This window comes from Labrys methylaminiphilus subsp. lupini, assembly GCF_051161885.1.
Classification (GTDB): Bacteria; Pseudomonadota; Alphaproteobacteria; order Rhizobiales; family Labraceae; genus Labrys.
This window is the reverse complement of record NZ_JBMDIH010000001.1, coordinates 3,771,521-3,797,565: the sequence shown is the minus strand read 5'-3', so window position 1 is coordinate 3,797,565 and position 26,045 is coordinate 3,771,521. Positions and strand designations below refer to the sequence as shown.

Sequence of the window (26,045 nt, the reverse complement as noted above, 5' to 3'; positions counted from 1 at the left end):
GCCGGAAAAGAAATGGCCGCCCGAAGGCGGCCATTCCGGCGAACAAGATGTGCCGCCTCAGAGGACCTGGCGCAGCACCACGAAGAGAAGGAAGGACAGCGCCATCGAGGCGGGCAAAGTGAGTATCCAGGCCATCAGCAGGTTACGCACCGTCGACATCTGCAGCCCGGTGCCATTGGCCGCCATGGTGCCGGCGACACCCGACGACAGCACATGGGTGGTCGACACCGGCAGGCCGAGATAGTCGGCAGCACCGATCGTCGCCGCGGCAACGATCTCGGCCGAGGCACCCTGGCCATAGGTCAGGTGGGTCTTGCCGATCTTCTCGCCGACCGTCACCACGATGCGCTTCCAGCCCACCATGGTGCCGAGGCCAAGGGCCAGGGCGATGGCGACTTTCACCCAGGTCGGGATGAACTTGGTCGTGTTGTCGGTGGCGGTGTGATAGGTCTTGATCGTCTTCAGATCGGCGTCCGACACCGGCAGCAGCTTCTTGGAATCGATCAGCTTCAGGGCCTCGCCGATCAGATATATGTCGTTGCGGGTATTGGAGACCAGTCCTGCGGGCACTGCCGAGGCCGAGCCGTAAGGCGAGAGCTGGGAGGTGGTCTGCTCGATGAAGGTCTTCAGGGCTGGCGTCGTCTCGTCGTTCCAACTGCGCGTGCGCACCGCCTCGGAGACCTTGGCCTTGGCATCGGCGGGAGCGACCGTCGCGCCCGGCTTGATGTAGTTGCCCAGGACCGAACCCGCCGCGCTCGAAGCAGCCTTGTAGGTCTCGAGATAGTTGATGTCGGGCGTGCGGTTGAGGGCGAAGGCGGTGGGTACCACGCCGATCAGGATCAGCATGATCAGGCCCATGCCCTTCTGGCCGTCATTGGAGCCGTGGAAGAAGCTGACCAGTGTGCAGGTCAGGATCAAAAGGCCGCGGATCCACAGCGGGGGCGGCTGATTGCCTTTCGGCTCGACATAGAGAGCCTTGTTCCGCACCACGAGCTTCATCACCAGCAGCAGGGCGCCGGCCAGCACGAAGCCGAACACCGGCGAGACCAGCAAGGACAGGCCGATATTCTTGGCCTGGGACCAGTCGACGCCGCTGGTGGCGGAACCGGCAGGGGCCAGGAACTGGTTGGCGAGGCCGACACCGATGATCGAGCCGACCATGGTGTGGGAGCTCGAGGCCGGCAGGCCGAAATACCAGGTGCCCAGGTTCCAGACGATGGCGGCGATCAGCAGAGCGAACACCATGGCCAGGCCCGCGCTCGAACCGACCTGCATGATGAGTTCCACCGGCAGCAGCGAGATGATGCCGAAGGCGACCGCGCCGCTCGCGGTGAGCACGCCGAGGAAGTTGAAGAAGCCCGACCAGATCACCGCGAATTCGGCCGGCAGCGAATGGGTGTAGATCACCGTCGCCACCGCATTGGCGGTATCGTGGAAGCCGTTGACGAATTCGAAGCCGAGGGCGATCAGCAGGGCGAGGCCGAGCAGAATCCACGGCACTGCCACGGCGCCCGTGAGATCGGCGGCCAGTGCGTAGCAGACATAGCCGAGGCCCCCGAGCAGGATCACGGCGATCGCGATGTTGGGCAAGCTGCCAAGAGAGTTCGGCCTATCGAGCGGATGGCCGCTCCTCTGGCCAGATGTAACGTCCGTCATCTCCAAACACCCCCGTGTTTCCATGGTCTGGCGACCCTTAGGCGGGGTTCGTGAAGGTTGGATGACAAAATGTTAATCTTGACCGGCGACGAGGAAGAAGGAGGGCTGATCAGGGCTCTTTCGTCGAGGGAAGCAGCCGCTGCCGCCAGAGAAGCTGCACCGCCCGGTCGAAATCGGCAGTGGCCTTCTCGAAGGCTCCGAGCTGTCGATGGACGATGCTGCGCTTGAAGAGGGCATCGGCATGGCCGGGATCGAGCGCGATCACCCTGTCATAATCGGCGATCGCCGCGGGAAAGGCCTGTTTGTATTGATAGGCAAGAGCCCGTCCGTAAACGGCGTCGACAGCATCGGGCTTGAGTTCGATCGCCTTGCTGAATTCAGCAATTGCCCTGTCGAAGTCCTGCTCGTCGGGCCGTGCCGGAGTGGCGTCGGCCGGAGTGGTTTCGGATGCGGACATGCGGACGAAACGCCTTTGCACCTCTACGGAACCTGCCGAAACTGCAACGAAGATCCCCTCAATCGCTGCAAGAGTCATGAGGTCCACTCGAAAGAACCTGCTCACATATGAGCAGCAACGTTGGGGAATGTCCATGGCGTTGCGTTAGAGCGTCTTGCGATGAGGCGGAATTACCGGGAAACTCTGCCTAGAGGGCAGGGGGCTTCAGTTGCGCAGACGCTCGAGGGCGAGCTTGCGCCCCGCCATGGCCTGCGGCAGGCCTGGATTGAGCTGCAAGGCACGATCGTAGTCGGCCAGCGCGCGCTCGAAATCGCCGCGCTTGCGATGGGCGCCTGCCCGATTGAGAAAGGCCAGTGCGTTGCTGCCATCAAGCCTGATCGCTTTGTCGAGATCGGCGATGGCGCGTGCGGTGTCGTCGGCATTGGCGTAGGCGGTGCCGCGATTGTAGAGGGCCTGTGCATTGTCCGGCGCCAGGCCGACCGCCAGGCTGTAATCGGCGATCGCCTTGTCGAGCGCACCCATGTGATGATGAGCGGCGCCGCGCCCGAGCAAGGCGGCGATATTGTTGGGCCTCAAGCGCAAGGCCTCGTCATAGTCGGCCACGGCGCCGTTGAAATCGTGGCGGTGGTCCTTGGCGATGGCCCGGTTGAAGAAGGCGGACCAGTCCCGGCGGTTGAGGCCGATGGCCTGGTCGAAATCGGCGATGGCCCCAATATCGTCACCCCTGAGGCCGCGGACGGCACCCCGCAGGCGCAGGGCCTCGGCATGGCGCGGGTTGAATTTCAGCGCCCTATCATAGTCGGCGATGGCGAGAGTGAATTCCCTGCGGCTGGCACGGGCATAGCCCCGCGACGTCAGGGCGAGCACGTGCTTGGGATTGAGCCGGATTACGCTGTCATAGGCCAGAATGGCTTGCTCGATATCACCCTGGCGGCCATAGAGCCCGGCCAGCGCGTAGAATCCGTCGGGGTTGCGCGGATCGAGAAGGGTGGCCCGGTGCAGATCCTCCAACGCCCGGGCCGGCTGCTTCTTGGCGGCATAGGCACTCCCGCGTGCGATCAACGCGATCGCCCTGGCCCCATCGTCGACGCCGCCCAGATCCACAATCGAGGTGCAGGCGATGATGACGCGGTCCGGCGCGCCCTGTCGGCAGGCCTTCCAGTCGAGCGGCTGGGCAGGACCGTGCGGATGGAGCGCCAGGAAGGCCGGAACCAGGGCTTTGAGAGGCAGCATCGTGGAAGTCGCGGTGGGGCGGTAAACGCAGCCCACCATCTATAGGCGCGATCGGTGGCGTGGGAAACGGCTGCCTTAGAGCGTTTTGTGATTTGGCGTAATCGCCAAGAATCGCCAAGAATCGCAAAGACGCTCCAGACAATCCATTGGATTGGTTTGGAACCAAAGAGCGAGAGCAAAGCAGCGTTTCCGTCTAAACGCACTTTGCTCCAGGGGCGGCGGACCCGTCAGTTGCCCCGGGAAGCCGTTATCCCCTTCTGCCCCTGGATACGGCGCATTCGTGGGAGAGGAAACCGGGATGCCCGTTATCCCTGGAGGGGCATTCCGTCCACTTCGAATGTCTGGATGAAAAGGCGCTTCTTTGCTTTTCCCTTGACTTTGCACTGCGAAAAGCGCAGCAACCGTGTGTAACGACCGCTCGGGGGTTCGCGCGGCGCGCTGGTTTTTGGCTTTTTGAGAAGCAGCGCCTCACCTCCCGGCCGTCCCCAATAACATTCCGCTGCTCCCATCCGCGCGTGGGTCGCGATATCGCCGTACCGCCTCATCATGCCTTTCCGGCTGACGACGGACTTGCGATCGCGGACCCGGACGGTGGCGCGCTGCTGTCCGCTCGATGAGCGTGGCATGAAGGATTTGATGTGACTTCCGAAGTAACTTTTGCAGCGCTCGGCCTGGCCGAGCCGCTTTTGCGTGCGCTTGACGCCGCCAACTATGTGACCCCCACCCCGATCCAGCACAAGGCCATTCCCGCCCTCCTCGAGGGGCGCGACATGATGGGCCTGGCGCAGACCGGCACTGGCAAGACGGCTGCCTTCGCGCTGCCGATCCTGCAGCGCCTGTCGAAGTCCCGCCACGGTGCCGGCGCCAAGGGCACCCGCGCCCTGATTCTGGCCCCGACCCGCGAGCTGGCCCTGCAGATCGACGAGAGCTTCCGCTCCTATGGCGTGCATATGGGCTTCCGTTGCGCCGTGGTGTTCGGCGGCGTCAGCCAGGTGCCGCAGGTCAAGGCGCTTTCCGATGGCGTCGACATTCTGGTCGCCACCCCCGGTCGCCTGCTCGATCTCGTGCAGCAGCGCAAGGTTCGCCTCGACAAGGTCGAAGTTCTCGTCCTCGACGAGGCCGACCGCATGCTCGATATGGGCTTCTCGCGTGACGTACTCAAGATCGTCGACGAGACGCCGCTGGAGCGCCAGTCCCTGTTGTTCTCGGCCACCATGCCGAAGACGATCAAGAAGCTCGGCGAGGAGATCCTCCTCAACCCCGTGCATATCGAAGTGACGCCGGAAGTGGTGACGGTCGACAAGATCGACCAGCATGTCTACCACGTGCCGGCATCGGTGAAGCGCTCGCTGCTCCTGCACCTGCTCAACGATCCGGCAATGAGCCGCGTCATCGTCTTCACCCGCACCAAGCATGGCGCCAACCGCGTCTCGGGCCATCTCGACAAGGCCGGCATCCCCTCGGCGGCGATCCATGGCAACAAGTCGCAGAATGCTCGCCAGAAGGCCCTGGAGGATTTCCGTTCCGGCGCCTCGCGCATCCTGGTGGCGACCGATATCGCCGCCCGCGGCATCGATGTCGACGACATCAGCCATGTCATCAATTTCGAGATGCCGGTGGATGCCGAGAGCTATGTGCACCGCATCGGCCGCACCGCCCGCGCCGGTCGCAGCGGCATCGCCTATTCCTTCTGCGATCCCAATGAGCGCGACGAGCTCAAGGCGATCGAACGCCTGACCAAGAAGCCGCTGACGGTGGCCGCTCCCGTACAGGGGCTGGAAGCCGATCAGAAGCATGGCGAACGCGGCCCTCGTCACCCGCACCAGGGCAAGCCCAACGGCAAGCCCCGGAACAATGGGCAAGCCGAAAAGCCTCAATCGGGCCAGCCCCGCTCGGGGGGCGCGCGCCGTCCGGGTGGCCGCAACAACCAGCGTCGCGCCGCCTGAGGGCGCGGCCTATCCTTTTCTGGGAGCAAAGGGCGTCCATGGCGTCTTGCGATTTGATGGAGACACTTCAAATCGCAAAGACGCGTTGAACCAAAGAGTTAGAGCAAACGGCGTTTCTGCCAAAACGCGCTTTGCTCTAGGTGTGGACGCTTCTTTGTTCTAACGCTTCGTTTGGATGCGTCTTTGCGATTCTTGGTGATTCCGCCAAATCACAAAACGCTTTGACAGGACCTGCACATGGCAAAAGAAGAACTGATGGAATTTGAAGGCTCGGTCTCCGAAGTGTTGCCGGATGCCCGTTTTCGCGTGAAGCTCGACAATGGCCACGAGATGATCGCCTACACGGCCGGCAAGATGAAGAAGAACCGCATCAAGACCATCGAGGGCGATCGCGTTACCGTCGAGATGTCGCCCTACGACCTCGACAAGGGCCGCATCATCTTCCGCCACAAGGACGAGCGTGCTTCATCCGGCCCCCGCCCGCCGCAGCGCGGTGGCGGCAATATGCGTCGCCGCTAAAGCGTTTTGCGATTTGGCGGTCACGCCAAGAATCGCAAAGACACATCGAACCAAAGAGCTGGAGTAAAGCAGCGTTTCCGTCTCAACGCGCCTACTCCAGGAGTCGGGCGGCCCTGCGGGGCCGGTCGAAAAGCTCGGTGAGTCTCGACTTTTGTCGTCGCGGGGCATGCCCCCATCGGACGAGTTGTCCGGTGTAGATCCAGAAGCTTGGGACGCAGCTTCGCGTGCAAATCCCCTGAATTGCCTTCTGAGGCGCTCAATTTCGCTCATCCCGCGATTAGAGCTTGCCATGTCGGGACCTTCTTCCGCATTCGATGGAATAGCCTCGAATCCGGAAGATCCCTCATGAGCCCAGACGAACTCGGCCTGCGCCGCGCCATCATTGAAAAATGCCGTTGGATGAATGCCAACGGTCTCAATCAGGGCACCTCCGGCAATATTTCTGCTCGTCTCGGCGACTGCATGCTGATCACGCCTTCGGCCGTCCCCTATCACGAGATGGAACCGGAGATGATCGCCGCCATGCCCTTCGAGGGCGAATATGGCGCCTGGCAAGGCCCGCTCAAGCCTTCGGTGGAATGGCGTTTCCATTTCGACATCCTCAAGGGCCGCCCGGATGCCGGTGCCGTGGTGCATACGCATGCCACCTGGTCCACCATCCTCGCCATCGCCCACAAGCCCATCCCGGCCATCCATTACATGATCGCGGCATTCGGCGGACCCGACATACGCTGCGCGCCCTATGCCCGCTACGGTTCGGAGGAATTGTCGCGCTTCGCCCTTGAGGCCCTGGAAGGCCGCAATGGCTGCCTGCTCGCCAATCACGGCATGATCGCGGTCGGCTCCAGCCTGGACAAGGCGATGTGGCTCGCCCATGAGCTGGAAACGCTGGCCAAGCAATATTATCATGCGCTGCAGATCGGCGGCGCCAACATCCTGCCCGACAGCGAGATCGCGCAGGTGATCGAGGGCTTCAAGAACTACGGCCTGCAGGATAAGAAGCCATAAGCTTCGAAGTCCTGGTGGAGTAGAGGATCGTTCAGGGGAGCGGGATCCCGTCGGCGGATGTCGACACTTCACCAGGTCGGCACATAGGCGCCCTTGTATTTGTCCAGGACAAAGGCCCTGACCTCGGGCGAGCGGTAGGCCTCGGCCAGGATCGGCACCCAGGGCTGGTCCTTGTCCGCCGTGCGCACCGCGATCAAATTGGTGTATTGCGGCTTGAGTTCCTCCAGCAGCAGAGCCTGCTTGGTGGGATCGAGGCCGGCGGTGACGGCGTAATTGGCATTGACCGCCGCGGCATCGACGTCATCGAGCGAACGCGGCGTCTGGGCGGCGTCGACCTCCAGAAAGCGCAACTGCTTGGGATTGGCGGTGATGTCTGCCACGATCGGCTTGTAGCCGACACCGTCCTTGAGCGTGATCACGCCCTTGTCGCGCAGCAGCAGGAGCGTGCGGCCGCCATTGGTCGGGTCGTTCTGGATGGCGATGGTGGCACCATCGGGCACCTCGCTCCAGGCCTTGTGCCGGCGTGAATAGACGCCGAGCCGCGAATTGATGATCGGTGCGATGCCGACGATCTTGTAACCGCGATCCGCGATCTGGTTGTCGAGATAGGGCTGGTTCTGGAAGGCGTTGGCCTGGATCTCGCCCGCATCCAGCGCAGCATTGGGAACGACATAGTCGGAGAACTCGATCACCTCGATCTCCAGGCCGCGCCTGGCGGCGACCGGCCTGGCCGCTTCCAGGGTTTCGGCCATGGGCCCGGGCGTGGCGCCGACGCGGATGCGGGTGGGCGTGGCCCATGCGGCTGCGGGAGCGGTCAGCAGGGACGCAGCGGCGAGCGACAGAACGGAGCGGCGGGTGAGGGAAGGAGGCATCGATCGATCTCTTGCTGGAACAGGTCGGAACGATGCTAGTAAGCTCAATCAATATAGTCTATAAAAATTATATATTAAATTCTAAACCCTACAATCCTCGTAATTGGACCTCGCGAAACAGGGCGCGATCAGCCTTCTCCACGACGTGAGGGAAGGCAGATCGCGCCCCTTCTTGCTCGGACGGTGCTAGCCGCTCACAGAATGAACTGGCTGAGATCGGTGTTCTTGGCGAGGTCGCCCACCGTCTTCTGCACATAGTCGGCGTCGATGGTGACGCTCTCGCCACCCTTGTCGGGGGCGGTGAAGGAGATCTCGTCGAGGATGCGCTCCATCACCGTCTGCAGCCGGCGCGCACCGATATTCTCGACGGTGGCGTTCACATGCACCGCTATGGCGGCGATGGCGTCGATTGCTTCCGGCGTGAAATCCAGGGTGAGGTTCTCGGTGCCCATCAGCGCCACATATTGCTTGATCAGGCTGGCTTCCGTGTCGGTGAGGATGCGGCGGAAGTCGTCCTGGGTCAGAGCCTGCAGCTCGACGCGGATCGGCAGGCGGCCCTGCAATTCGGGCAGCAGATCGGATGGCTTGGCGACATGGAAGGCGCCGGAAGCGATGAAGAGGATGTGGTCGGTGCGCACCGCGCCGTGTTTGGTCGACACGGTGGTGCCCTCGATCAGCGGCAAGAGGTCGCGCTGTACGCCTTCGCGGCTGACATCGGCGCCGCCGCGATTCTCGCGGGCGCAGATCTTGTCGATCTCGTCGAGAAAGACGATGCCGTTGTTCTCGACCTGGCGGATGGCCTCCTGCACGATCTGGTCCTGGTCGAGCAGATTGTCGGCCTCTTCCTGGATCAGCTGGTCATAGCTTTCGCGGACCGTTGTGCGCTTGGTCTTGGTGCGTCCCGAAAAGGCCTTGCCGAAGATGTCGCCGATCGAGACCACGCCCATCTGGCCCTGGGGCAAGCCGGGCAGCTCGAAGGACGGCGAGGACGTATCCTTCATCTCGATCTCGATTTCCTTGTCGTCGAGCTCGCCGGCACGCAGCTTCTTCTGGAAGCTGTCGCGGGTCGCCGGGCTCGCCGTCGCGCCAACCAGGGCGTTGAGCACGCGCTGCTCTGCGGCGAGATGAGCTTTCGCCTGGACTTCCTTGCGCTTTTCGGCCTTCACCAAGGCTATGCCGATATCGATGAGATCGCGCACGATCTGTTCGACGTCGCGCCCGACATAGCCGACCTCGGTGAATTTGGTGGCTTCCACCTTCAGGAAGGGAGCATTGGCGAGCTTGGCGAGGCGGCGCGAAATCTCGGTCTTGCCGACGCCGGTCGGCCCGATCATCAGGATGTTCTTGGGCATCACCTCTTCGCGCAGCGTCTCGTCGAGCTGCAGGCGGCGCCAGCGATTGCGCAGGGCAATGGCGACGGCGCGCTTGGCGTCGTGCTGGCCGACGATGTGACGGTCAAGTTCTGAGACGATTTCGCGGGGAGAGAAATTGGACATAGGCACTCGGGGGAAGGGTAAAGCTGCTACATAATGGCTGAAGCGCGAAAATCCAGCATCGAGAATTAAAGGCGCTCGTGCAATTGTGCGAGGCAAACAAAGGTGCAGCGGTATGATGATAGCGCTGCGCTTCCGCTGGAAAACATTGGTCTGAAGATTTGTGCGGGATGAGGGGCTCTTTGCCTTGACAGGGGTCTTGTCCCACCGTCAGGATGCCGCCGCTTGCATGGACCGGCCCCTTCCGATGGCGGGCCGGCTTCCGCAGGTGGTTCGATACGGTCCGAAAGAGGCCGAGAAGGCAGAAATGCCGCCCCTCGTGGCGGCGATCGGGCAACATCATCCTTTTGCTTGGGGGGAAGCGTCGTGGCGTCAGTCGACTTCGTCAATGTCAGGAAATCATTCGGGACCCACCCCGTCATCAAGGGCGTGGACATCGAGATTGCCGATGGCGAGTTCGTGATCCTGGTCGGCCCGTCGGGCTGCGGGAAATCCACGCTCCTGCGCATGCTGGCGGGCCTGGAGAACATCTCGGACGGCGAGATCCGCATCGGCAAGGATGTGGTCAACAACCTGCCGCCCAAAGAGCGCGACATCGCCATGGTGTTCCAGAACTACGCGCTCTATCCGCATATGAGCGTCGCCGACAATATGGGCTTCTCGCTCAAGCTGAAGGGCGCCAACAAGGCCGAGATCGAAAAGCGCGTGAAGCCGGCCGCCGAAATTCTCGGCCTGTCCAAGCTGCTCGACCGCTATCCGCGCCAATTGTCCGGCGGTCAGCGCCAGCGCGTCGCCATGGGCCGCGCGATCGTGCGTGACCCGCAGGTCTTCCTGTTCGACGAACCGCTCTCCAATCTCGACGCCAAGCTGCGCGTGGCCATGCGCGCCGAGATCAAGGAACTGCACCAGCGCCTGAAGACGACGACGGTTTACGTCACCCACGACCAGATCGAGGCCATGACCATGGCCGACAAGATCGTGGTGATGCATGACGGCATCGTCGAGCAGATCGGCGCCCCGCTCGAGCTCTATGACCAGCCGGCCAATCTGTTCGTGGCCGGCTTCATCGGCTCGCCGTCAATGAATTTCATCAAGGGCCGGCTCGATCCCCAGGATGCCAGCCGCTTCATCGCCGCGGATGGCAGCGTTCTGCCGACGCGCGTGCCGCGCGAGACGACCGACAAGCCGCTCATCTACGGCCTCAGGCCCGAGAGCCTGCGATTGAGTGCCAGCGGCATTCCGCTGACCGTCGTGGTCACCGAGCCGACGGGATCCGAGACCCATATGATGGCCAAGCTCGCGGGCGTGGACGTGGCCTGCGTCTTCCACGAGCGCGTGGGGGCCCAGCCTGGCGAGACCATCAATGTCTCCATCGATGTCGGCTCGACCCATCTGTTCGATGCCGAAAATGGCCGCCGCTTGGAGCCTGCCGCCTGACCGGCCAGGGCGGCATCTTGATATCGCTTCCGCATTCGGCGGCAGGAACGAGCGCGGTCCTTGCGAAGGCTGGGCTCGTCTTTTCTGACGGCTGACGAAAACTGCTTGCCTGCACGCCCGGCATATCGGTCGGCGTTCGGGCCATAAATAATTGCCATTGCCAGGGAGGACTTCGATGACGATCAACAGACGTGATCTGCTCACTGCTTCCGCGGGCCTCGCCGCGGCTGCCGGGCTTGGCCGCCTTGGCGTTGCGCCAGCCTTCGCCCAGGCAGCCGAACCCAGCTACAAGCCCGAGGAAGGCGCAAGCCTGCGCGTGCTGCGCTGGACCCCCTTCGTGCAGGGCGACGAAGATGCCTGGCTCGCCAATACCAAGAAGTTCACCGAGGCGACCGGCGTGCAGGTCCGCGTCGACAAGGAGAGCTGGGAGGACATTCGTCCGAAGGCGGCGGTGGCCGCCAATGTCGGCTCGGGCCCGGACATCGTGCTGTGCTGGTTCGACGACGCCCATCAATATCCCGACAAGCTGGTCGACCTCACCGAACTCGGCACCTATCTCGGCGGCAAATATGGCGGCTGGTATGACGGCCTGAAGGGCTACGCCACGCGCGAGGGCAAGTTCATCGCCCTGCCGTTGGCGGCGATCGGCAACGCCATCTGCTATCGCGACAGCCATATGAAGGCAGCCGGCTTCAGCGAATTCCCCAAGGATACCGCTGGCTTCCTCGAATTGTGCAAGGCGCTCAAGGCCAAGGGCACCCCGGCCGGCTTCCCGCATGGCAAGGCCGTGGGCGACGGCAACAATTATGCCCATTGGCTCTTGTGGAGCCATGGCGGCAAGATGGTCGACGAAAGCGGCAAGGTCACCATCAACTCGCCCGAGACCATCGCCTCGATCAAATATGCCAAATCGCTCTACGAGACCTTCATCCCCGGCACCGAGAGCTGGCTCGACATCAACAACAACCGTGCCTTCCTGGCCGGACAGGTGTCACTGACCGCCAATGGCGTCTCGCTCTATTACGCGGCCAAGAAGGATGCCAAGCTCAAGGACCTGGCCGCGGATATCCGCACGGTCAACTTCCCGGTCGGCCCCGTGGGACAGAAGGTCGAACTGCACCAGACCACCTCGGCGCTGCTGTTCAAGCATTCCAAATATCCCGAGGCGGCCAAGGCCTATCTGAAATTCATGTATGAGGACGCGCAGATGAATGCCTGGATCGGCGGATCCAGCGCCTATTGCTGCCAGGCCCTGAAGGCTTTTGCCGCCAATCCGGTGTGGACGGCCGATCCGATCCATGAACCCTATTCGCATGCCTCCGAGACGCTGCGCCCCAACGGCTATGCCGGCCCCCTCGGCTATGCCTCGGCCGGCGTGATGGCCGATTATGTGCTGGTCGACATGTATGCGGTCGCGGTGACAGGCCAGATGTCGCCGGAGGACGCGGCCGCCCAGGCCGAGAAGCGGGCCAATCGCTATTACCGGGTATAGGGGCTTGCCGGTCGGATAGGTTGCGCTTGCACCCCTTCTCCCCTTGCGGGACCTGGCACTTTCAGCGGAAGTGCCTTGGGTCCCGGCAGGGGGATGAGGGGTGGATGCGTAGCCCCATGGTAAACCTCGATATCCCGTTTTCCACCAAGGCACCCCATGAGCATCGCGACATCGAGAGCACGGCCGCGACCTTCCGCCTTCGCCAGGCTGGCGCAGAGCAGGGGCGCGCTCGGCACACTCTTCATGCTGCCGGCGGCGGTGTTCCTGATCTGCCTGCTGGCCTATCCGCTGGGCCTGGGCGTCTGGCTCAGTTTCACCGACACCAAGATCGGGCGTGAGGGCGTTTTCGTCGGGCTGGAGAACTATGAGTTTCTCTGGGCCGATTCGGTGTTCTGGATGTCGGTGTTCAACACCGTCGTCTACACGGTCGTTGCCTCGATCCTCAAATTCGGCCTCGGCCTCTGGCTCGCTCTGCTCCTCAACCAGCATCTGCCCTTCAAGTCGCTGTTCCGGGCGATCGTGCTGCTGCCCTGGGTCGTGCCCACCGTGCTCTCGGCCCTGGCCTTCTGGTGGATCTATGATGCGCAGTTCTCGATCATCTCCTGGACGCTGATGCAGCTTGGCCTGATCCAGCAGCCGATCAATTTCCTCGGTGATCCCGTCAATGCCCGCATCTCGGTGATCGTCGCCAATGTCTGGCGCGGCATTCCCTTCGTCGCCATCTCGCTGCTGGCCGGCCTCCAGACCATTTCGCCTTCGCTGCAGGAAGCCGCTTCGCTCGATGGCGCCACGAGCTGGCAGCGCTTCCGTCATGTCACCTTGCCGCTGCTGACGCCGATCATCGCCGTGGTGATGACCTTTTCGGTGCTGTTCACCTTCACCGATTTCCAGCTCATCTATGTGCTGACCAAGGGTGGCCCTGTGAATGCCACCCATCTGATGGCGACCCTTTCCTTCCAGCGCGGCATTCCCGGCGGCCAGCTCGGCGAAGGCGCGGCCATCGCGGTGGCGATGGTGCCCTTCCTGCTGGCTGCGATCCTGTTCAGCTTCTTCGGCCTGCAGCGCCGGCGCTGGCAGCAGGGTGGACAGGAATGAGCGGAGGCACGACGATGAATTCGAAACAAGCCACCGCGCCGCTTACCGACAACGTCGAGGGTATGGCCTATCTCTCCAGCCTGCCGCGGCGGGTGGTGACGGTCTACCTGCCCCTACTGGTCTTCGTCATCGTGCTGCTGTTCCCGTTCTACTGGATGGCGATCACCACGGTAAAGCCAAACGACCAATTGACCGATTACGCCAATCACAGCCCGTTCTGGGTTGTAGGACCCACGCTCGAACATATCCGCTATCTCCTGTTCGAGACCTCCTATCCGGGCTGGTTGCTCAACACGATCTATGTCTCGGTTGGCGCGACGGCGCTGGCACTCTTTGCCTCGGTTCTCGCCGCCTATGCGATCGAACGCATCCGGTTCAGGGGATCGCGTATCGTCGGCCTCCTGATCTTCCTGGCCTATCTGGTACCGCCCTCGATCCTGTTCATCCCACTCGCCTTCATCGTCTTCAAGCTCGGCATCTACGATACCAAGCTTGCTTTGATTTTCACCTATCCGACCTTCCTGATTCCCTTCTGCACCTGGTTGCTGATGGGCTATTTCCGCTCGATCCCCTATGAGCTGGAGGAGAGCGCCCTGGTCGACGGAGCCTCGCGCTGGCAGATCCTGGTGCGGGTGATCCTGCCGCTGGCGGTGCCGGGCCTGATTTCCGCCGGCATCTTCGCCTTCACCCTGTCCTGGAACGAGTTCATCTACGCGCTGACCTTCATCCAGTCGTCCGAGAACAAGACGGTGCCGGTGGGCGTGCTCACCGAACTGGTGCGGGGCGACATCTTCGAATGGGGATCCTTGATGGCGGGGGCGCTGTTCGGCTCCCTGCCGGTGGTGATCCTCTATTCCTTCTTCGTCGACTATTACGTGTCCTCGATGACGGGCGCGGTGAAGGAATAACTGGTTCGCATTGCGGCCGCTTTTCTCTGGGACCGCCAGCATCCTGCTGGCTCTTGGAAACGCCGCCCTTGTTGGAAACAAAGAGCCAGCAGGATGCTGGCGGTCCCAGGGAAATGGCGATCAAATATGCGGTGGTCACCCATGTCTCAGCGCCGGTTGCGCCGGTCCTCATACATCTGCTCGAGCGGGTCGATGAAAGAGCCGCCGAACAGCACATAGGCGACGACGAAATAGACGAATTTGGCGAGGGTGAAGAAGCCGATCCATTGCAACAGCACGAAGGGCGCGCTCACCGCGACGAGGCCGAAGCAGATCAGCGCGCTGGCGAGCAGGCATGCCAGCAGCACCACCAGATGCATCGCCAATTGCGTCCAGCTGTCATAGCCGCTGATGTCGAGCCTGCCCTTCACGCGGCCTCCCGTTCAGGTGACGCGATGTCCCGCCTATTTGTCCTCGGCGAATTTGTAGGCAGCGGCCTCCGGAGCCTTGCCGGTGATGCAGGCCTTGAACTTGGCGACTTCTTCAGGCCCAAAAGTGCCGAGGCCCTGGGCCTGGCATTCGGAACTCGCCTGGCTGTACTCGGCTTCCAGCTTGACGCAACGCTCCCGTTGCGGCGAGCCAGGCCGGACGCCCTTGCGGCTGCAGGTGTCGCCGGCAATACCCTGGGAGGCCTTGCGCCGCATGCAGTCCGCCATGGCTGTGCCCGCCTTCACCCCCTCGGCCTGGCAGGCCTTTTCGAGGGGGTTGGTGGTGGGGAATTCGGGCTGCTTTTCCGCCGCGCAGCCGGCAAGGGCGAAAGCGGCGAAGATGACGGGGAGGCTGATCCGGAACGAGAGCATGCGCGGGCGGCTTTCTGCCTGATGTGAATGCCCACCTCTTATCAGAGATCGATGCTCTCGATCACCAGGTTATGATTGGTATAGACACAGATATCCGCTGCGATGTTCATCGCCTTCTTGACGATGGCCTCGGCATCATAGTCGGTGTCGACCAGCGCCCTTGCGGCAGCCAACGCATAATTGCCGCCGGAGCCGATCGCCATCACGCCGCCTTCGGGCTCCAGCACGTCGCCGGTGCCCGTCAGCACCAGCCCTGCCGATTTGTCGGCCACCAGCATCATTGCTTCCAGCCGGCGCAGGTAGCGATCGGTGCGCCAGTCCTTGGCGAGCTCGACGCAGGCCCGCGTCAACTGGGAGGGATATTGCTCGAGCTTGGCTTCCAGCCGCTCGAACAAAGTGAAGGCGTCGGCGGTGGCCCCGGCAAAGCCGGCGATCACGTCGCCCTTGCCGAGCCGGCGCACCTTGCGGGCATTGCCCTTGATCACGGTCTGGCCGAGGCTGACCTGCCCGTCGCCGCCGATGACCACGCGCCCGCCCTTGCGGACCATCAGGATGGTGGTGGCGTGAAAGGGCGAACGGGGGCCGCTGTCGGGGCCGGCGGAACGATCTGATGTCATCGGAACCTCACTGAACATGGCCTCTATCTAGGAGGTCCCGGGCAAAAGGCAAAGGGCGGGAAGGCGAGAGTCCCCTTTATCGCTTCACTCAACTCGTCTATCGATTCGGCATGAACAGCATCTTCGCCGGCCTTTCCACCACCGTCTTCGAAACCATGTCGCGCCTTGCCCGCGAGCATGATGCCGTCAATCTCGGCCAGGGCTTTCCGGACGATGCCGGGCCGCTCGACGTGCGCGAAAAGGCGGCCGAGGCCGTGATGACGGGCTGGAACCAATATCCGCCCATGCTCGGCCTGCCCGAGCTGCGCCGCGCCGTCGCCGAGCACTATGCCCGCTTCCAGGGCGTGGCGCTTGATCCCGAAACCGAGGTGATGGTCACCTCCGGCGCCACCGAGGCGATTGCCGACGCCCTGATGGCGCTGATAGAGCCGGGCGACGAGGTGGTGCTGTTCCAGCCGATGTATGACGCCTATCTGCCGCTGGTGCGCCGGGCGGGTGGGGTGCCGCGCTTCGTCACGCTGCAACCGCCCCATTGGCGCCTGACGCGCGAGACGCTCGATGCCGCCTTTTCCTCGCGCACGAAGGTCGTGTTGTTCAACAACCCACTCAATCCGGCCGCCATCGCTTTTTCGGACGAAGACCAGGCCCTGCTGGCGGAATATTGCGTGCATTACAACGCCATCGCCGTCTGCGACGAGGTCTGGGAGCATGTGCTGTTCGACGGCCGGGTGCACCGGCCGCTGATCGGCTTTCCCGGCATGCGCGAGCGCACGGTGAAGATCGGCTCGGCCGGCAAGATCTTCTCGCTCACCGGCTGGAAGGTCGGCTTCGTCATGGCGGCGGCGCCAATCCTGAAGGTGATCGCCAAGGCGCACCAGTTCTTCACCTTCACCACGCCTCCCAATTTGCAGACTGCCGTCGCCTACGGGCTCGGCAAGGAGGACGCCTATTTCACTGGCATGCGGGCAGCGCTGCAACGCTCGCGCGATCGGTTTGCGGAGGGGCTGGCCGAGCTCGGCTTCGCCACCCTGCCGAGCCAGGCGAGCTACTTCCTCAACATCGACCTGACGGCCAGCGGCATCGAGGAGGACGATGTCGGCTTCTGCCAACGCCTGGTGGTCGAGCACAAGGTCGCCGCCATTCCGGTCTCGGCTTTCTATGCGCAGGATGCGGTAACGACCGTGGTGCGCTTCTGCTTCGCCAAGCGGGACGAGACCCTGGCAGCCGCGCTCGCCAATCTGAAGGGCGTGGCGCGGCGGGGGTGATTGAGCGGGAACCGCCCCCTCAATCGCGCCGACGCGCGCCCAGCCGGGCCAGGAAGGCGAGCGAGACGCTGGTGAGGCCCAGCGCCATCAGCCACCAGGGCTGCCAGGCGGCGAGGCCTGCAAACATCATCACCAAAGCGGAGGCCGAAACAGCGAGGGCGGCGGGTGCCGAACGGTCGTCGTCGCGGTTCATGCCCATCAGCGTCAGCCAGAGCGCGATTGCCGCCAGCGCCACGCCGACAAGGCCGAGTTCGAGCCAGATCTGCAGCGCGGCATTGTGGGGCGAAGCCAGGAGCTGGCCGCCGATGCCACGGGTCAGCGACGAACTCGAATCATATCCGAAGCCGGCTAAGAGGTGATCGGGCAGGGCGTAGGTCACGTCGCGCCAGAGCGCCACCAAATGATCGCCCTCGGCCGGCAGCAGGAAGCCGCCCCAGCGTGCCATCATCCAGCCGGCCAATGGTGCGAGCACCAGCAGGACCAGAGCCGAGATGGCGACGGCGAAAGCGGCGGCCCGCCGGCGCCACAGGGCCAGGGTCATCACCACGATGCCGGCGATGAAGGCGGTGAAGATCACCAGATCATGCACCAGCCAGAGCGCCAATATCGTCACCAGGCAGAGCAGCAGGGCCTGCCAGCTGCGGCCGCGTGCCAGGACGGCGCCCACCGCCGGCCAGACCAGGAGGGCGAGAAGCAGGGCGGCGCGCGTACTCTCGGCGTCCTCCGTGCCCGTCTCACCGAGGCCTTGCAGAGGCGAGCCCGGCAGATATTCGAAGATCAGGGTCACGCTGGCGATGCCGACGCCGATCGGAATGAGGTTGGCGTCGCTGAAGCGCACCCGCGGCTTCAGGCAGGAAATCGTGACGGCGAACAAGAGTACGACGCCCAATATGCCCGGCAGCCGGCCGGCCGCCGAAGCGGGACGGGGGGTCCACCAGATGCTGATGGCAGCCCAGACCAGCAAGGCAAGCAGCGCCAGGGTGCGGGGCGAGGTCAGCGCACCCTGCAGGCGGCGCAGCGCCGTCGGCAGGCGGTTGTCGAGCGCCGCCGCCAGGATCAGCAGGGCGGTGGCGATCGGTACGATGATCGCCACGGCGTGGCGCGAGAACATGGCAAAAAAAGGCGCGAAAATGACCAGCAGGAACAAGCCCAGCCGGGTCAGGAGGCCCGACACCGCGAGTGCGGGGTCGAGCGGAGCTTCATAGGCGCGCCGTTCCATCGCCTCGTCCTCAATCGTCGAGAGCTAGCTATGGCCGAAGGCAGGCGAGGCGTCGATGACGAAAAAGTCACACTATGGTTAAAATCGTCCGGCGGCCTGTCGGTCGCAATGCCACATTGGGCGTAGTCCCCGGGAGCCGCCGCTCCCCTTCAGGAGAGGGATAGCAGCGACTTCCGGGACGGCTGGCCCGTCCGCCATTGCACTTGCCTCCTTGATGCGTCACATCGGCGCGATGCGTGTGTTCGATCAGCCTTTGCCCATCGATGATGCCCTGCCGGCCCTCAAGCAGGCCCTGCAGGCGCGTTCCAATGCTGTCCTCGTCGCGCCGCCCGGTGCGGGCAAGACCACGCGCGTGCCGCTGGCCCTGCTGGACCAGGCCTGGACAGGCGGGGGCAAGATCATCGTGCTGGAGCCGCGTCGTCTTGCCGCTCGCGCTGCCGCCGCCCGCATGGCTGCCACGCTGGGCGAATCCGTCGGCGCCACGGTCGGCCTGCGCGTGCGCCTCGAATCGCGCATCTCGGCCAGGACCCGCATCGAGGTGGTTACCGAGGGCGTATTCGCCCGCATGATTCTCGACGACCCCTTGCTCGACGGTGTGGCCGCCGTGCTGTTCGACGAGTTCCACGAACGCTCGCTCGACGCCGACCAGGGGCTGGCCTTCGCACTCGACGCCCAGGCCGGACTGCGCGAGGACCTGCGCATTCTGCCGATGTCGGCGACGATCGACGGCGCGCGCGTTGCCGCGCTTCTGGGCGATGCGCCGGTTATCGAGAGTGCCGGCCGTGCCTTTCCGGTGGTCACGCATTATCTCGGCCGCGATCCACGCCAGCGCCTCGACGAAGCGGTTGCCGATGCGGTGATGCGGGCCCTGAGGGCGGAGACGGGCTCCATCCTGGTCTTCCTGCCCGGCCAGGGTGAGATCACCCGCGTGGCCCGGTTGCTGGCGGAGCGCAATCTTGGCGAGGGCGTCGACATCGCTCCCTTGTTCGGCGCCATGGAGGCGCGCGACCAGGACCGCGCCGTCGCTCCCGCGCCGGCGGGGCGCCGCAAGGTGGTGCTGTCAACCTCGATCGCCGAGACCAGCCTCACCATCGAGGGCGTGCGCGTGGTCATCGATGCGGGCCTCGCCCGCGTGCCGCGCTATGAGCCGGATCTTGGCCTCACCCGGCTCGAAACCGTGCGGGTGTCGCGCGCGAGCGCCGACCAGCGGCGCGGTCGCGCCGGGCGTACCGAGCCGGGTGCCTGCTACCGGCTGTGGGAGGAGGCGGCCACCGGCGCCTTCGAGGCTTTCGCCAAGCCCGAGATCCTGGCGGCCGATCTCAGCCCATTGTTGCTCGATTGTGCCGCCTGGGGGGTGGGCGATCCCCTGGCGCTCGCCTGGCTCGATCCCCCGCCTGCCCCCGCGCTCAAGGAGGCGAGAGCGTTGCTGACGGCAATCGAAGCTGTCGATGCCGATGGCCGGCTGACCGAAATGGGGCGCCATCTCTCCAGTCTGGCCCTGCCGCCTCGGCTTGCGCGCATGATCGTATCAGCCGCGCCGGCGGGAGAAGGGATGCTCGCGGCCGAAATCGCCGCCATCCTGTCGGAACGGGGGCTCGGCGGCGACGGCACCGACCTGGTGGAGCGCATTGAACGCTTTCGGCGAGACCGCGGCGGGCGGGCGCAGGACATGCGCCGGTTGGCCAGGACTTGGGCAAGGACCGGGTGGGCCAGAACCGCCAGCACCGAGACGGCCAGCAAGGAAGCGGGGCGGGGCGAGGGCGATTCGGCCCGGGCCGGTCCGGTTCTGGCCCTGGCCTATCCGGACCGCATTGCGGTGGCTAGGGGGCAGCCCGGCAGCTTCACCATGGAGAATGGTCGGGCTGCCCGCCTGGAGCCGTATGACCGCCTGGCCCGCGAGCCGACACTCGCCATCGCCGAGATGGCGGGCAGCGCCGGCGCGAGCCGTATCCTCTTGGCGGCTCCGATCGCGGCCGAGGAGATCGAGGCTTTGTCCGGCGTCAGCGAAAGCGTGAGCATGGGCTATGATGCCGCCAGCGCCAGCCTGAAGGCCCGCTCTGTCCGACGCTATCGCCGCCTGGTGCTGCAGGAGACCACGGCGCCGCTGACCTTGGATGCCGCCGCTGCCGCCGTACTTGCTCGCGGCCTCGCCCAGGCCGGCATCGGCCGCCTGCCCTGGAGCAAGGCCCAGCGCCAGTTGCGCGACCGCATCGCCTTCCTCACCGCCAGCGGCTCGCCGGATTGGCCCGATCTTTCCGATCAGGCCTTGGCGGAGAATGCCGAAACCTGGCTCGCCCCGGCCATCGAAGGTGTGCGGGGCCTGTCCGGCATCACGGCCGAGCATCTGGAAAATGCCCTCGCCGGCCTGCTGCCCTGGCACGAGCGCAGGCGGCTCGATACCGAAGCGCCGGCCTTCTTCGAGGCGCCGACCGGCTCGCGTCTCGCCATCGACTACGAGGCGGAGGGCGGTCCCGCCATCTCGGTGCGCGTGCAGGAACTATTTGGGCTCGCCACCCATCCTAGCATTGCCGGCGGGCGCGTGCCGCTCACCATCAACCTGCTTTCCCCGGCCCATCGGCCCGTGCAGGTGACCAAGGATCTGCCAGGCTTCTGGAAGGGCTCCTATGCCGCCGTCCGGGTCGAGATGAAAGGGCGCTATCCCCGCCATCCCTGGCCCGAAGATCCGGCCGCAGCCCTGCCGACCACCCGTACGAAACCGCGTGGCACCTGACGGCGATCACCGGGCTTCATCGGTTGGCAGAGCGGCAGGCCGATCGTGTCATCCGGGACGGGCAAGTCCGGGATGGGCTGGGACCCGGTCAGGTCTTGCTTTCGGTGAGATGCGCGGCCTGCAAGGCCTTGGCCAGGGCGCTCATCGAGCCTGAAGGCGGGAGCGAGACGATCTGAATGTCCGGTTGGGCAGCGAGTTCGTTGACGGAAGAGGGCCGGTTGCGGCGCGGGCGGGCATCGAGAATGCGATGCAATAGCGTAACAATACACATGGCAATAACCTCAAAATACACCCCCAATATAATTTAAATTTGAATTTCGGCAATGTCATGGTGCCGACATGAATTTGGAACGGCCCGAAGAGTGGGGGATAAAACGAAGGTATCGTGGCCGCGATGCAGCGAGCCGAAAGGGGAGGGGCCAAGTGCCGCATTCGAGACGGATCTTCGAAGGCGGTGGTCGGCAAACCTGCGTTCTCTTCTACCGGCCCGCCTTGTTCCGTCGCCACATAGTCTGTGGATCTGGCGCGTTTCGCAGCCCTCGACGCAATTGATATAGGTCGTGATATATGTCGCAGGGGGCTGTTCACCGCAACCGGCTTCAGGCTCGCAAGGTACCGGGACGACGGACAGGCCGCGGCAGGGCGCCGATGCTCGCTCCGGTTCCGCGATCGACACGCCTTAGCGCTTGCGTACGAACTCGGTACGCAAGACCAGACCTTTGATGGAGTCGTGGCGGCAGTCGATTTCCTGATCGTTGTCCGTCAGTCGAATCGACTTGATGACCGTGCCCTGCTTGAGGGTCTGATTGGCCCCCTTTACCTTGAGGTCCTTGACGAGGACCACGGAATCGCCATCGGCGAGGGCATTTCCGGCCGCATCCCGTACCACGGCCCGGTCCGCCTTGGCGGGAGGCGCCATCTCCGAGGCCGGCCGCCATTCGCCGGTCACCTCATCGTAGACATAGTCATCATTCTGATCGGCCATTTTGCTTGCACCTTTGCTTATGGAGTTTCCCGGTCGAGTCCGAGAACGAACCGCCGTCACGACCAGATCCACTTCACAAGCCGGACGGATGCCATCTACATCGCTGCGGTCGACCGGTGCAAATCCTTGATCATTTCCGGCGGCAGATCCCGCACTGCCCGGAGAGGGTGCGCGCCCTGCCATCCCCGTCTGGATCGGACGATCGATCCCCGGAAGGGGATTTCACGCCGATATCGGGATCACGTCACCGGCTCCGTCACGCTGTCGTCGTATTCTCCGCGACTTCTTGCGAGTCCCGATTGACTTCCCGGACGCCATCCCCCATAAGCACCGGCGAATTTGGCGTCGCCCTATCGGGCCCGGACGCACCCAGGGCGAAGGCCGGGGCGCGTTTTTGGTGTTCGGGGGTGCGCTTTTCCATTCAACTCGATCGGCATCCGGCCGCGACCGCGGAGAACGACCCGTGAAACGTACTTATCAACCGTCCAAGCTTGTCCGCAAGCGTCGCCATGGCTTCCGTGCCCGTCTGGGCACCAAGGCAGGCCGCAAGGTTCTGGCTGCCCGTCGCGCCCACGGCCGCAAGCGCCTGTCGGCCTGACCGGAACGGATTGGCACAATGATTCCGCATCATTGTGCCAAGCTGATTTCTCTCGATCGTGCCACGGGCACGATCGAGAGAAATCAGCGAGATTCCGGACATTTGCAAAGTTTCCTGGCCAGATCTTGCCGGGAAACTTTGCCTGGAGCATTTTGCTCAAGAGCCTCCGAGCCCTCATCGATGCAGCGTCTGCTCAAGCGCCGGGACTTCCTTTTCGTCCGCGAAGGCCGTAGGGCACATGCTGCAACGCTATCCCTGCAGGCACGCCGCCGCGAGCGCGCGGGTGCAGTCGAGGCTGCGCCGCCGGCGTCTGAGACTGTCGAGCCGCGTGTCGGCTTCACCGTGACCAAGAAGGAAGGTTGCGCCGTCGAGCGCAATCGGATCCGCCGGCGCTTGCGCGAGGCGGTGCGGCTGTCTGGCGCTCTTCACGCGCGCGATGGTTATGACTATGTCGTGCTCGGGCGGCGCTCCGCCCTCGACGCATCTTTTGCGACGATCGTTGATGAAATGGTAACGGCGTTCGGCCGTGTGCACAGCGAGCGTCAAGGCGCCCGCAAGCCACGCCGTTCAGCCGATGAGGCTGTACGATGAAGAATTTTGACACCAAGAACGTCGTTCTGGCGGTCGTCCTGACGCTGCTCGTCGTCGTCGTGTGGGAATATTTCATCGGCCAGCCCATGCAGCGGCGCCAGCAGCAGGAAGCCCAGCAGCAACAACAGATCCAGCAGACCCTGCAGCAACAACAGCAGCAGCAGGCGGCTACGCCCACGCCCGGCGTTCCCGGCGGCGCGGGAGGGCAGAAGCAATTCTCCAGCCGCGCTGAAGCGGTGGCGGCGAGCACGCAGCGCGTAAAGATCGATGCCCAGCGTCTGATCGGTTCGATCAACTTGGTTGGCGGCCTGATCGACGACGTGGCCCTGCGCGGTTATCGCGAGACGCTCGACCCCAACTCTTCCAATGTCGATCTCTTCTCGCCGTTCGGCACCCCTGTAAAGCCGGCTGATCATCACGCCAATCTGGAAAATCGCGGCCCCTATTTGACGGTCTTTGGCTGGCAGGAAAAGCCGGGTTCCAATGCCGCGACCAAGCTCAACCTGCCCGGTTTGAAGACGGTCTGGACGGCCAAGTCGCAAGCGCCCCTGTCGGCCGCCACGCCAGTCGAGCTGCAATGGGACAATGGCCAGGGCCTGATTTTCCACCGCACCATCTCGATTGATGAGGATCGCGGCCAGAGCGGTTCCCTGCTGCCGTCGGCCGGCGAGACGCTGCCCGCCGACAAGCTCGACCTGCCTCGCCAGAATCTGCCCAAGGATCAGCAGGCCAGCGCCGCCAAGCCGATCGGCGGTTTCATGTTCACCGTCAAGGACAGCGTGGAGAACAAGGGTACGGCGCCTGTGGAGATCGTGCCCCAGGCTTATATGCTGCGCGTCGGTACCCCGGGGACTCAGGGCACTTACGTTCTGCATGAGGGGCCGATTGGTCGGTTCTCCGGTTCCCAGAAGGAACTGTCCTACAAGGATCTGGCGCCCGACGCCAAGCAGGAGCCCTTTGCCGACGTCACGGGATGGCTCGGCTTCACGGACAAGTATTGGGCCAACGCGCTGGTTCCCGATCCCTCGGCCCGCTTCACCGCCCGTTTCGTCGGCCAGGATTTCGGCGGCACGCCGGCCTATCTCGCCCAGATCGACCGGCCAGCCCTGACGATTGCGCCGGGCGCGAGCGCGGATGTGAGCACCAATCTGTTCTCCGGCGCCAAGGAAGTCGCGACCCTTTCCTATTACGACGATAAGCTGAAGACCGATAACATCGCCTATCTGATCGACTGGGGCTATCTGTGGTTCATCACCAAGCCCTTGTTCCGCCTGATCGAGATCCTCTTCCATCTCTTCGGCAATTTCGGTCTCGCCATTCTCGGCACCACCGTCATCCTCAAGCTGTTCTTCTTCCCGCTCGCCAATCGCTCCTATGAGTCGATGTCGAAGATGAAGAAGTTCCAGCCCGAGATGCAGAAGATCAAGGACGAGTTCCCTGACGACCGCATGAAACAGCAGCAGGCCACCATGGCCCTGTACAAGGAAAATAAGATCAATCCGCTCTCGGGTTGCTTGCCGATGCTGCTGCAGATTCCGGTGTTCTTCGCACTCTACAAGGTGCTGTTCGTCACCATCGAAATGCGCCAGGCGCCCTTCTATGGCTGGATCCACGATCTGTCGGCGCCCGATCCGACCACCCTGTTCAATCTGTTCGGCCTGATCCCGTGGACGCCGCCCTCCGTGCTGATGGTCGGTTTCTGGGTGGTGGTGATGGGCATCACCATGTTCATCCAGATGCAGCTCAACCCCGCGCCGCCGGATCCGACCCAGGCCGCCATGTTCCGCTGGATGCCGCTGATCTTCACCTACATGCTCGCCGCCTTCCCAGCCGGCCTGGTGATCTACTATTGCTGGAACAACACGCTCTCGATCCTGCAGCAGGTCTTCATCATGAAGAAAAACGGCGTGAAGGTTGAGCTGTGGGACAATCTCAAGGCCATGTTCGGGCGCAAGCCATCATCGGCGGCGAGTTGATGTCCGAGGGACCTGATTATACGGAAGCCGGCAGGAAACTCTTCGCCAGCACCTGGGATTTCCGCCACGCCTCCAATACGCTTGAGGCGTTGCCGCCCCCCGGTGGGGTCGAGATCGCGCTCGCCGGCCGCTCCAATGTCGGCAAGTCGAGCCTGATCAACGCGCTGACCAACCGCAACGCCCTGGCCCGCACCTCGCACACGCCGGGGCGCACGCAGGAACTGATCTTCTTTTCTTCGAACCCAGCCCTGACCCTCGTCGACATGCCGGGTTATGGCTATGCCAAGGTCAGCGAATCCAAGGTCAAGGCGTGGACCCGGCTGATCCATGACTATCTGCGCGGACGAGTGAATCTGGCGCGCGTCTTCGTGCTGATCGATGCCCGGCATGGCCTGAAGACCACCGACGATGCCGTGCTGAAAACGCTGGATCTGGCGGCCGTCGTCTACCAGATCGTGCTGACCAAGGCCGACGAAGTGAAAAAGCCCGATCTGGAACGCTGCATCGCCGAGACCAAGGAAAAGATCTCGCGCCGCCCGGCCGCCTTCCCCGAACTCATCGTCACGTCGAGCCGTGAAGGCACGGGCATGGACGAACTGCGTGCCACCATTGCCCAGATCCTGGCCGAGCGCGGCGGCCTGACGCTGTGATCGCCGACCGCCTGCTCACCGTGCTGGGCGGCCTGTACGGCGCCGCCGGCATCGGCCTGATGGCGCTTGCCGCCCATGGCAAATGGCCCAGCATCGACTACGCCGCCATCATGGTGCTCGCCCATGCGACGGCCCTGATCGCCATTGTCGTGGCCATTCGCGCAGGCCTGCTCTATGCGATGCTGGCCCGGCCCGCCGCCTTCCTCCTCGCTGCCGCCGTGGCCCTGTTCTCGGCCGACGTGGTGTTGAACGCCATGACAGGCCAGCGCCTGTTCCCGATGGCCGCGCCGATCGGCGGTACCGGCTCGATGGCTGCCTGGCTGCTGGTGGGCGTATCAGCGCTGGTGGCGAAGAAGTAGCGGAGCGCGGACATCCTGTCCGCTCTTGGAAGAGCAACGCCTGCAAGGGAAGAGCGGACATCGCGACACGCAAGCATGTCGCTGAGATGTCCGCGCTCC

Annotated in this window: 25 protein-coding genes; 14 read left to right on the top strand and 11 right to left on the bottom strand. The window is 63.8% G+C overall.

Features of this window, described 5'->3' with window-relative positions:
* Window positions 1-57 precede the first annotated feature (57 nt).
* From ACN6KF_RS17955 to ACN6KF_RS17945, 3 genes are all read right to left on the bottom strand, one after another.
* Entirely contained in the window at window positions 58-1,656 is a 1,599-nt protein-coding gene (locus ACN6KF_RS17955) for an inorganic phosphate transporter (protein WP_434958151.1), read from the bottom strand.
* A 109-nt stretch (window positions 1,657-1,765) separates the two neighbouring features.
* Window positions 1,766-2,113, bottom strand: a complete 348-nt coding sequence (locus tag ACN6KF_RS17950) for a tetratricopeptide repeat protein (protein ID WP_434958150.1) — start codon at window positions 2,111-2,113, stop codon at window positions 1,766-1,768.
* Between the two features lie 204 nt (window positions 2,114-2,317).
* Entirely contained in the window at window positions 2,318-3,346 is a 1,029-nt protein-coding gene (locus tag ACN6KF_RS17945) for a tetratricopeptide repeat protein (protein WP_434958149.1), read from the bottom strand.
* A 638-nt stretch (window positions 3,347-3,984) separates the two neighbouring features.
* Here ACN6KF_RS17945 and ACN6KF_RS17940 point away from each other — a divergent pair.
* The 3 genes from ACN6KF_RS17940 (at window position 3,985) to ACN6KF_RS17930 (ending at window position 6,819) form a co-directional block, all read left to right on the top strand.
* Window positions 3,985-5,292, top strand: coding sequence for a DEAD/DEAH box helicase (locus tag ACN6KF_RS17940; protein ID WP_434958148.1), 1,308 nt, complete (start codon window positions 3,985-3,987; stop codon window positions 5,290-5,292).
* Window positions 5,293-5,529: 237 nt separating this feature from the next.
* Window positions 5,530-5,811, top strand: a complete 282-nt coding sequence (infA, locus tag ACN6KF_RS17935; protein WP_149253648.1) for a translation initiation factor IF-1 — start codon at window positions 5,530-5,532, stop codon at window positions 5,809-5,811.
* A 345-nt stretch (window positions 5,812-6,156) separates the two neighbouring features.
* A complete protein-coding gene (locus ACN6KF_RS17930; protein WP_434958147.1) occupies window positions 6,157-6,819 on the top strand; it encodes a class II aldolase/adducin family protein in 663 nt (220 codons plus the stop codon).
* A gap of 68 nt (window positions 6,820-6,887) precedes the next feature.
* Here the strand turns inward: ACN6KF_RS17930 and ACN6KF_RS17925 are convergent, their stop codons facing one another.
* Both ACN6KF_RS17925 and hslU read right to left on the bottom strand, forming a co-directional pair.
* Window positions 6,888-7,691, bottom strand: a complete 804-nt coding sequence (locus ACN6KF_RS17925; protein WP_434958146.1) for a MetQ/NlpA family ABC transporter substrate-binding protein — start codon at window positions 7,689-7,691, stop codon at window positions 6,888-6,890.
* Between the two features lie 194 nt (window positions 7,692-7,885).
* A complete protein-coding gene (hslU, locus tag ACN6KF_RS17920) occupies window positions 7,886-9,187 on the bottom strand; it encodes an ATP-dependent protease ATPase subunit HslU (RefSeq protein WP_434958145.1) in 1,302 nt (433 codons plus the stop codon).
* Window positions 9,188-9,550: 363 nt separating this feature from the next.
* Between hslU and ACN6KF_RS17915 the strand changes: the two genes are divergently transcribed.
* The 4 genes from ACN6KF_RS17915 (at window position 9,551) to ACN6KF_RS17900 (ending at window position 14,116) form a co-directional block, all read left to right on the top strand.
* Entirely contained in the window at window positions 9,551-10,621 is a 1,071-nt protein-coding gene (locus ACN6KF_RS17915) for an ABC transporter ATP-binding protein (RefSeq protein ID WP_434958144.1), read from the top strand.
* 175 nt (window positions 10,622-10,796) lie between these two features.
* Window positions 10,797-12,113 carry an ABC transporter substrate-binding protein gene (locus tag ACN6KF_RS17910; RefSeq protein ID WP_434958143.1) on the top strand — a complete coding sequence of 439 codons (1,317 nt, stop codon included), beginning with the start codon at window positions 10,797-10,799 and terminating at the stop codon, window positions 12,111-12,113.
* Between the two features lie 156 nt (window positions 12,114-12,269).
* The gene (locus ACN6KF_RS17905; RefSeq protein WP_434958142.1) at window positions 12,270-13,208 is read left to right on the top strand and encodes a carbohydrate ABC transporter permease; all 939 of its coding nucleotides are present in this window, start codon (window positions 12,270-12,272) and stop codon (window positions 13,206-13,208) included.
* A 14-nt stretch (window positions 13,209-13,222) separates the two neighbouring features.
* Entirely contained in the window at window positions 13,223-14,116 is an 894-nt protein-coding gene (locus tag ACN6KF_RS17900; RefSeq protein ID WP_434958141.1) for a carbohydrate ABC transporter permease, read from the top strand.
* Window positions 14,117-14,262: 146 nt separating this feature from the next.
* On the opposite strand, the gene ACN6KF_RS17895 is transcribed toward ACN6KF_RS17900, so the two are convergent.
* From ACN6KF_RS17895 to hslV, 3 genes are read right to left on the bottom strand one after another with little or no spacing between them, the layout of a single operon-like run.
* Window positions 14,263-14,526, bottom strand: coding sequence for a hypothetical protein (locus ACN6KF_RS17895; RefSeq protein ID WP_434958140.1), 264 nt, complete (start codon window positions 14,524-14,526; stop codon window positions 14,263-14,265).
* Between the two features lie 33 nt (window positions 14,527-14,559).
* Window positions 14,560-14,955: a hypothetical protein gene (locus ACN6KF_RS17890; RefSeq protein WP_434958139.1), complete on the bottom strand. Its 396-nt coding sequence runs from the start codon at window positions 14,953-14,955 to the stop codon at window positions 14,560-14,562.
* 41 nt (window positions 14,956-14,996) lie between these two features.
* Complete coding sequence (gene hslV, locus ACN6KF_RS17885) at window positions 14,997-15,572, bottom strand: ATP-dependent protease subunit HslV (RefSeq protein WP_434958138.1); 576 nt, start codon at window positions 15,570-15,572, stop codon at window positions 14,997-14,999.
* 110 nt (window positions 15,573-15,682) lie between these two features.
* Between hslV and ACN6KF_RS17880 the strand changes: the two genes are divergently transcribed.
* Entirely contained in the window at window positions 15,683-16,837 is a 1,155-nt protein-coding gene (locus tag ACN6KF_RS17880) for an aminotransferase (protein WP_434958137.1), read from the top strand.
* Between the two features lie 19 nt (window positions 16,838-16,856).
* Here the strand turns inward: ACN6KF_RS17880 and ACN6KF_RS17875 are convergent, their stop codons facing one another.
* A complete protein-coding gene (locus tag ACN6KF_RS17875) occupies window positions 16,857-18,056 on the bottom strand; it encodes a hypothetical protein (RefSeq protein ID WP_434958136.1) in 1,200 nt (399 codons plus the stop codon).
* Window positions 18,057-18,270: 214 nt separating this feature from the next.
* On the opposite strand from ACN6KF_RS17875, the gene hrpB reads away from it, so the two are divergent.
* Complete coding sequence (hrpB, locus tag ACN6KF_RS17870) at window positions 18,271-20,787, top strand: ATP-dependent helicase HrpB (RefSeq protein WP_434959698.1); 2,517 nt, start codon at window positions 18,271-18,273, stop codon at window positions 20,785-20,787.
* Between the two features lie 88 nt (window positions 20,788-20,875).
* On the opposite strand, the gene ACN6KF_RS17865 is transcribed toward hrpB, so the two are convergent.
* Both ACN6KF_RS17865 and ACN6KF_RS17860 read right to left on the bottom strand, forming a co-directional pair.
* Window positions 20,876-21,058, bottom strand: a complete 183-nt coding sequence (locus tag ACN6KF_RS17865; RefSeq protein WP_434958135.1) for a hypothetical protein — start codon at window positions 21,056-21,058, stop codon at window positions 20,876-20,878.
* A gap of 408 nt (window positions 21,059-21,466) precedes the next feature.
* On the bottom strand, window positions 21,467-21,772 hold the full coding sequence (locus tag ACN6KF_RS17860; RefSeq protein WP_434958134.1) for a zinc ribbon domain-containing protein YjdM: 306 nt from the start codon (window positions 21,770-21,772) through the stop codon (window positions 21,467-21,469).
* A 463-nt stretch (window positions 21,773-22,235) separates the two neighbouring features.
* On the opposite strand from ACN6KF_RS17860, the gene rpmH reads away from it, so the two are divergent.
* From rpmH to ACN6KF_RS17835, 5 genes are read left to right on the top strand one after another with little or no spacing between them, the layout of a single operon-like run.
* Window positions 22,236-22,370 (top strand): 50S ribosomal protein L34, encoded by a 135-nt coding sequence (gene rpmH / locus ACN6KF_RS17855; protein ID WP_082980037.1) that lies wholly within the window; start codon window positions 22,236-22,238, stop codon window positions 22,368-22,370.
* An 18-nt stretch (window positions 22,371-22,388) separates the two neighbouring features.
* Complete coding sequence (gene rnpA, locus ACN6KF_RS17850) at window positions 22,389-22,961, top strand: ribonuclease P protein component (RefSeq protein WP_434958133.1); 573 nt, start codon at window positions 22,389-22,391, stop codon at window positions 22,959-22,961.
* Complete coding sequence (yidC, locus tag ACN6KF_RS17845) at window positions 22,958-24,937, top strand: membrane protein insertase YidC (RefSeq protein WP_434958132.1); 1,980 nt, start codon at window positions 22,958-22,960, stop codon at window positions 24,935-24,937. The genes rnpA and yidC overlap by 4 nt, the downstream gene beginning before the upstream one ends.
* On the top strand, window positions 24,937-25,587 hold the full coding sequence (yihA, locus tag ACN6KF_RS17840) for a ribosome biogenesis GTP-binding protein YihA/YsxC (protein ID WP_434958131.1): 651 nt from the start codon (window positions 24,937-24,939) through the stop codon (window positions 25,585-25,587). The genes yidC and yihA overlap by 1 nt, the downstream gene beginning before the upstream one ends.
* A complete protein-coding gene (locus ACN6KF_RS17835) occupies window positions 25,584-25,946 on the top strand; it encodes a DUF423 domain-containing protein (protein ID WP_434958130.1) in 363 nt (120 codons plus the stop codon). Before yihA ends, ACN6KF_RS17835 begins: the two co-directional genes overlap by 4 nt.
* Window positions 25,947-26,045 lie beyond the last annotated feature (99 nt).

Bases quoted from the DNA above. Each gene is read 5' to 3' on its own strand.
- yidC (WP_434958132.1), top strand. From the start codon at position 22,958: ATGAAGAATTTTGACACCAAGAACGTCGTTCTGGCGGTCGTCCTGACG.
- ACN6KF_RS17950 (WP_434958150.1), bottom strand. From the start codon at position 2,113: ATGTCCGCATCCGAAACCACTCCGGCCGACGCCACTCCGGCACGGCCC.
- hrpB (WP_434959698.1), top strand. From the start codon at position 18,271: ATGCGTCACATCGGCGCGATGCGTGTGTTCGATCAGCCTTTGCCCATC.
- ACN6KF_RS17925 (WP_434958146.1), bottom strand. From the start codon at position 7,691: ATGCCTCCTTCCCTCACCCGCCGCTCCGTTCTGTCGCTCGCCGCTGCG.
- rnpA (WP_434958133.1), top strand. From the start codon at position 22,389: ATGATTCCGCATCATTGTGCCAAGCTGATTTCTCTCGATCGTGCCACG.
- hslV (WP_434958138.1), bottom strand. From the start codon at position 15,572: ATGACATCAGATCGTTCCGCCGGCCCCGACAGCGGCCCCCGTTCGCCC.
- ACN6KF_RS17860 (WP_434958134.1), bottom strand. From the start codon at position 21,772: ATGGCCGATCAGAATGATGACTATGTCTACGATGAGGTGACCGGCGAA.
- infA (WP_149253648.1), top strand. From the start codon at position 5,530: ATGGCAAAAGAAGAACTGATGGAATTTGAAGGCTCGGTCTCCGAAGTG.
- ACN6KF_RS17890 (WP_434958139.1), bottom strand. From the start codon at position 14,955: ATGCTCTCGTTCCGGATCAGCCTCCCCGTCATCTTCGCCGCTTTCGCC.
- ACN6KF_RS17930 (WP_434958147.1), top strand. From the start codon at position 6,157: ATGAGCCCAGACGAACTCGGCCTGCGCCGCGCCATCATTGAAAAATGC.
- yihA (WP_434958131.1), top strand. From the start codon at position 24,937: ATGTCCGAGGGACCTGATTATACGGAAGCCGGCAGGAAACTCTTCGCC.
- ACN6KF_RS17945 (WP_434958149.1), bottom strand. From the start codon at position 3,346: ATGCTGCCTCTCAAAGCCCTGGTTCCGGCCTTCCTGGCGCTCCATCCG.
- ACN6KF_RS17865 (WP_434958135.1), bottom strand. From the start codon at position 21,058: ATGTGTATTGTTACGCTATTGCATCGCATTCTCGATGCCCGCCCGCGC.
- ACN6KF_RS17900 (WP_434958141.1), top strand. From the start codon at position 13,223: ATGAATTCGAAACAAGCCACCGCGCCGCTTACCGACAACGTCGAGGGT.
- hslU (WP_434958145.1), bottom strand. From the start codon at position 9,187: ATGTCCAATTTCTCTCCCCGCGAAATCGTCTCAGAACTTGACCGTCAC.
- ACN6KF_RS17910 (WP_434958143.1), top strand. From the start codon at position 10,797: ATGACGATCAACAGACGTGATCTGCTCACTGCTTCCGCGGGCCTCGCC.
- ACN6KF_RS17875 (WP_434958136.1), bottom strand. From the start codon at position 18,056: ATGGAACGGCGCGCCTATGAAGCTCCGCTCGACCCCGCACTCGCGGTG.
- ACN6KF_RS17955 (WP_434958151.1), bottom strand. From the start codon at position 1,656: ATGACGGACGTTACATCTGGCCAGAGGAGCGGCCATCCGCTCGATAGG.
- ACN6KF_RS17880 (WP_434958137.1), top strand. From the start codon at position 15,683: ATGAACAGCATCTTCGCCGGCCTTTCCACCACCGTCTTCGAAACCATG.
- ACN6KF_RS17905 (WP_434958142.1), top strand. From the start codon at position 12,270: ATGAGCATCGCGACATCGAGAGCACGGCCGCGACCTTCCGCCTTCGCC.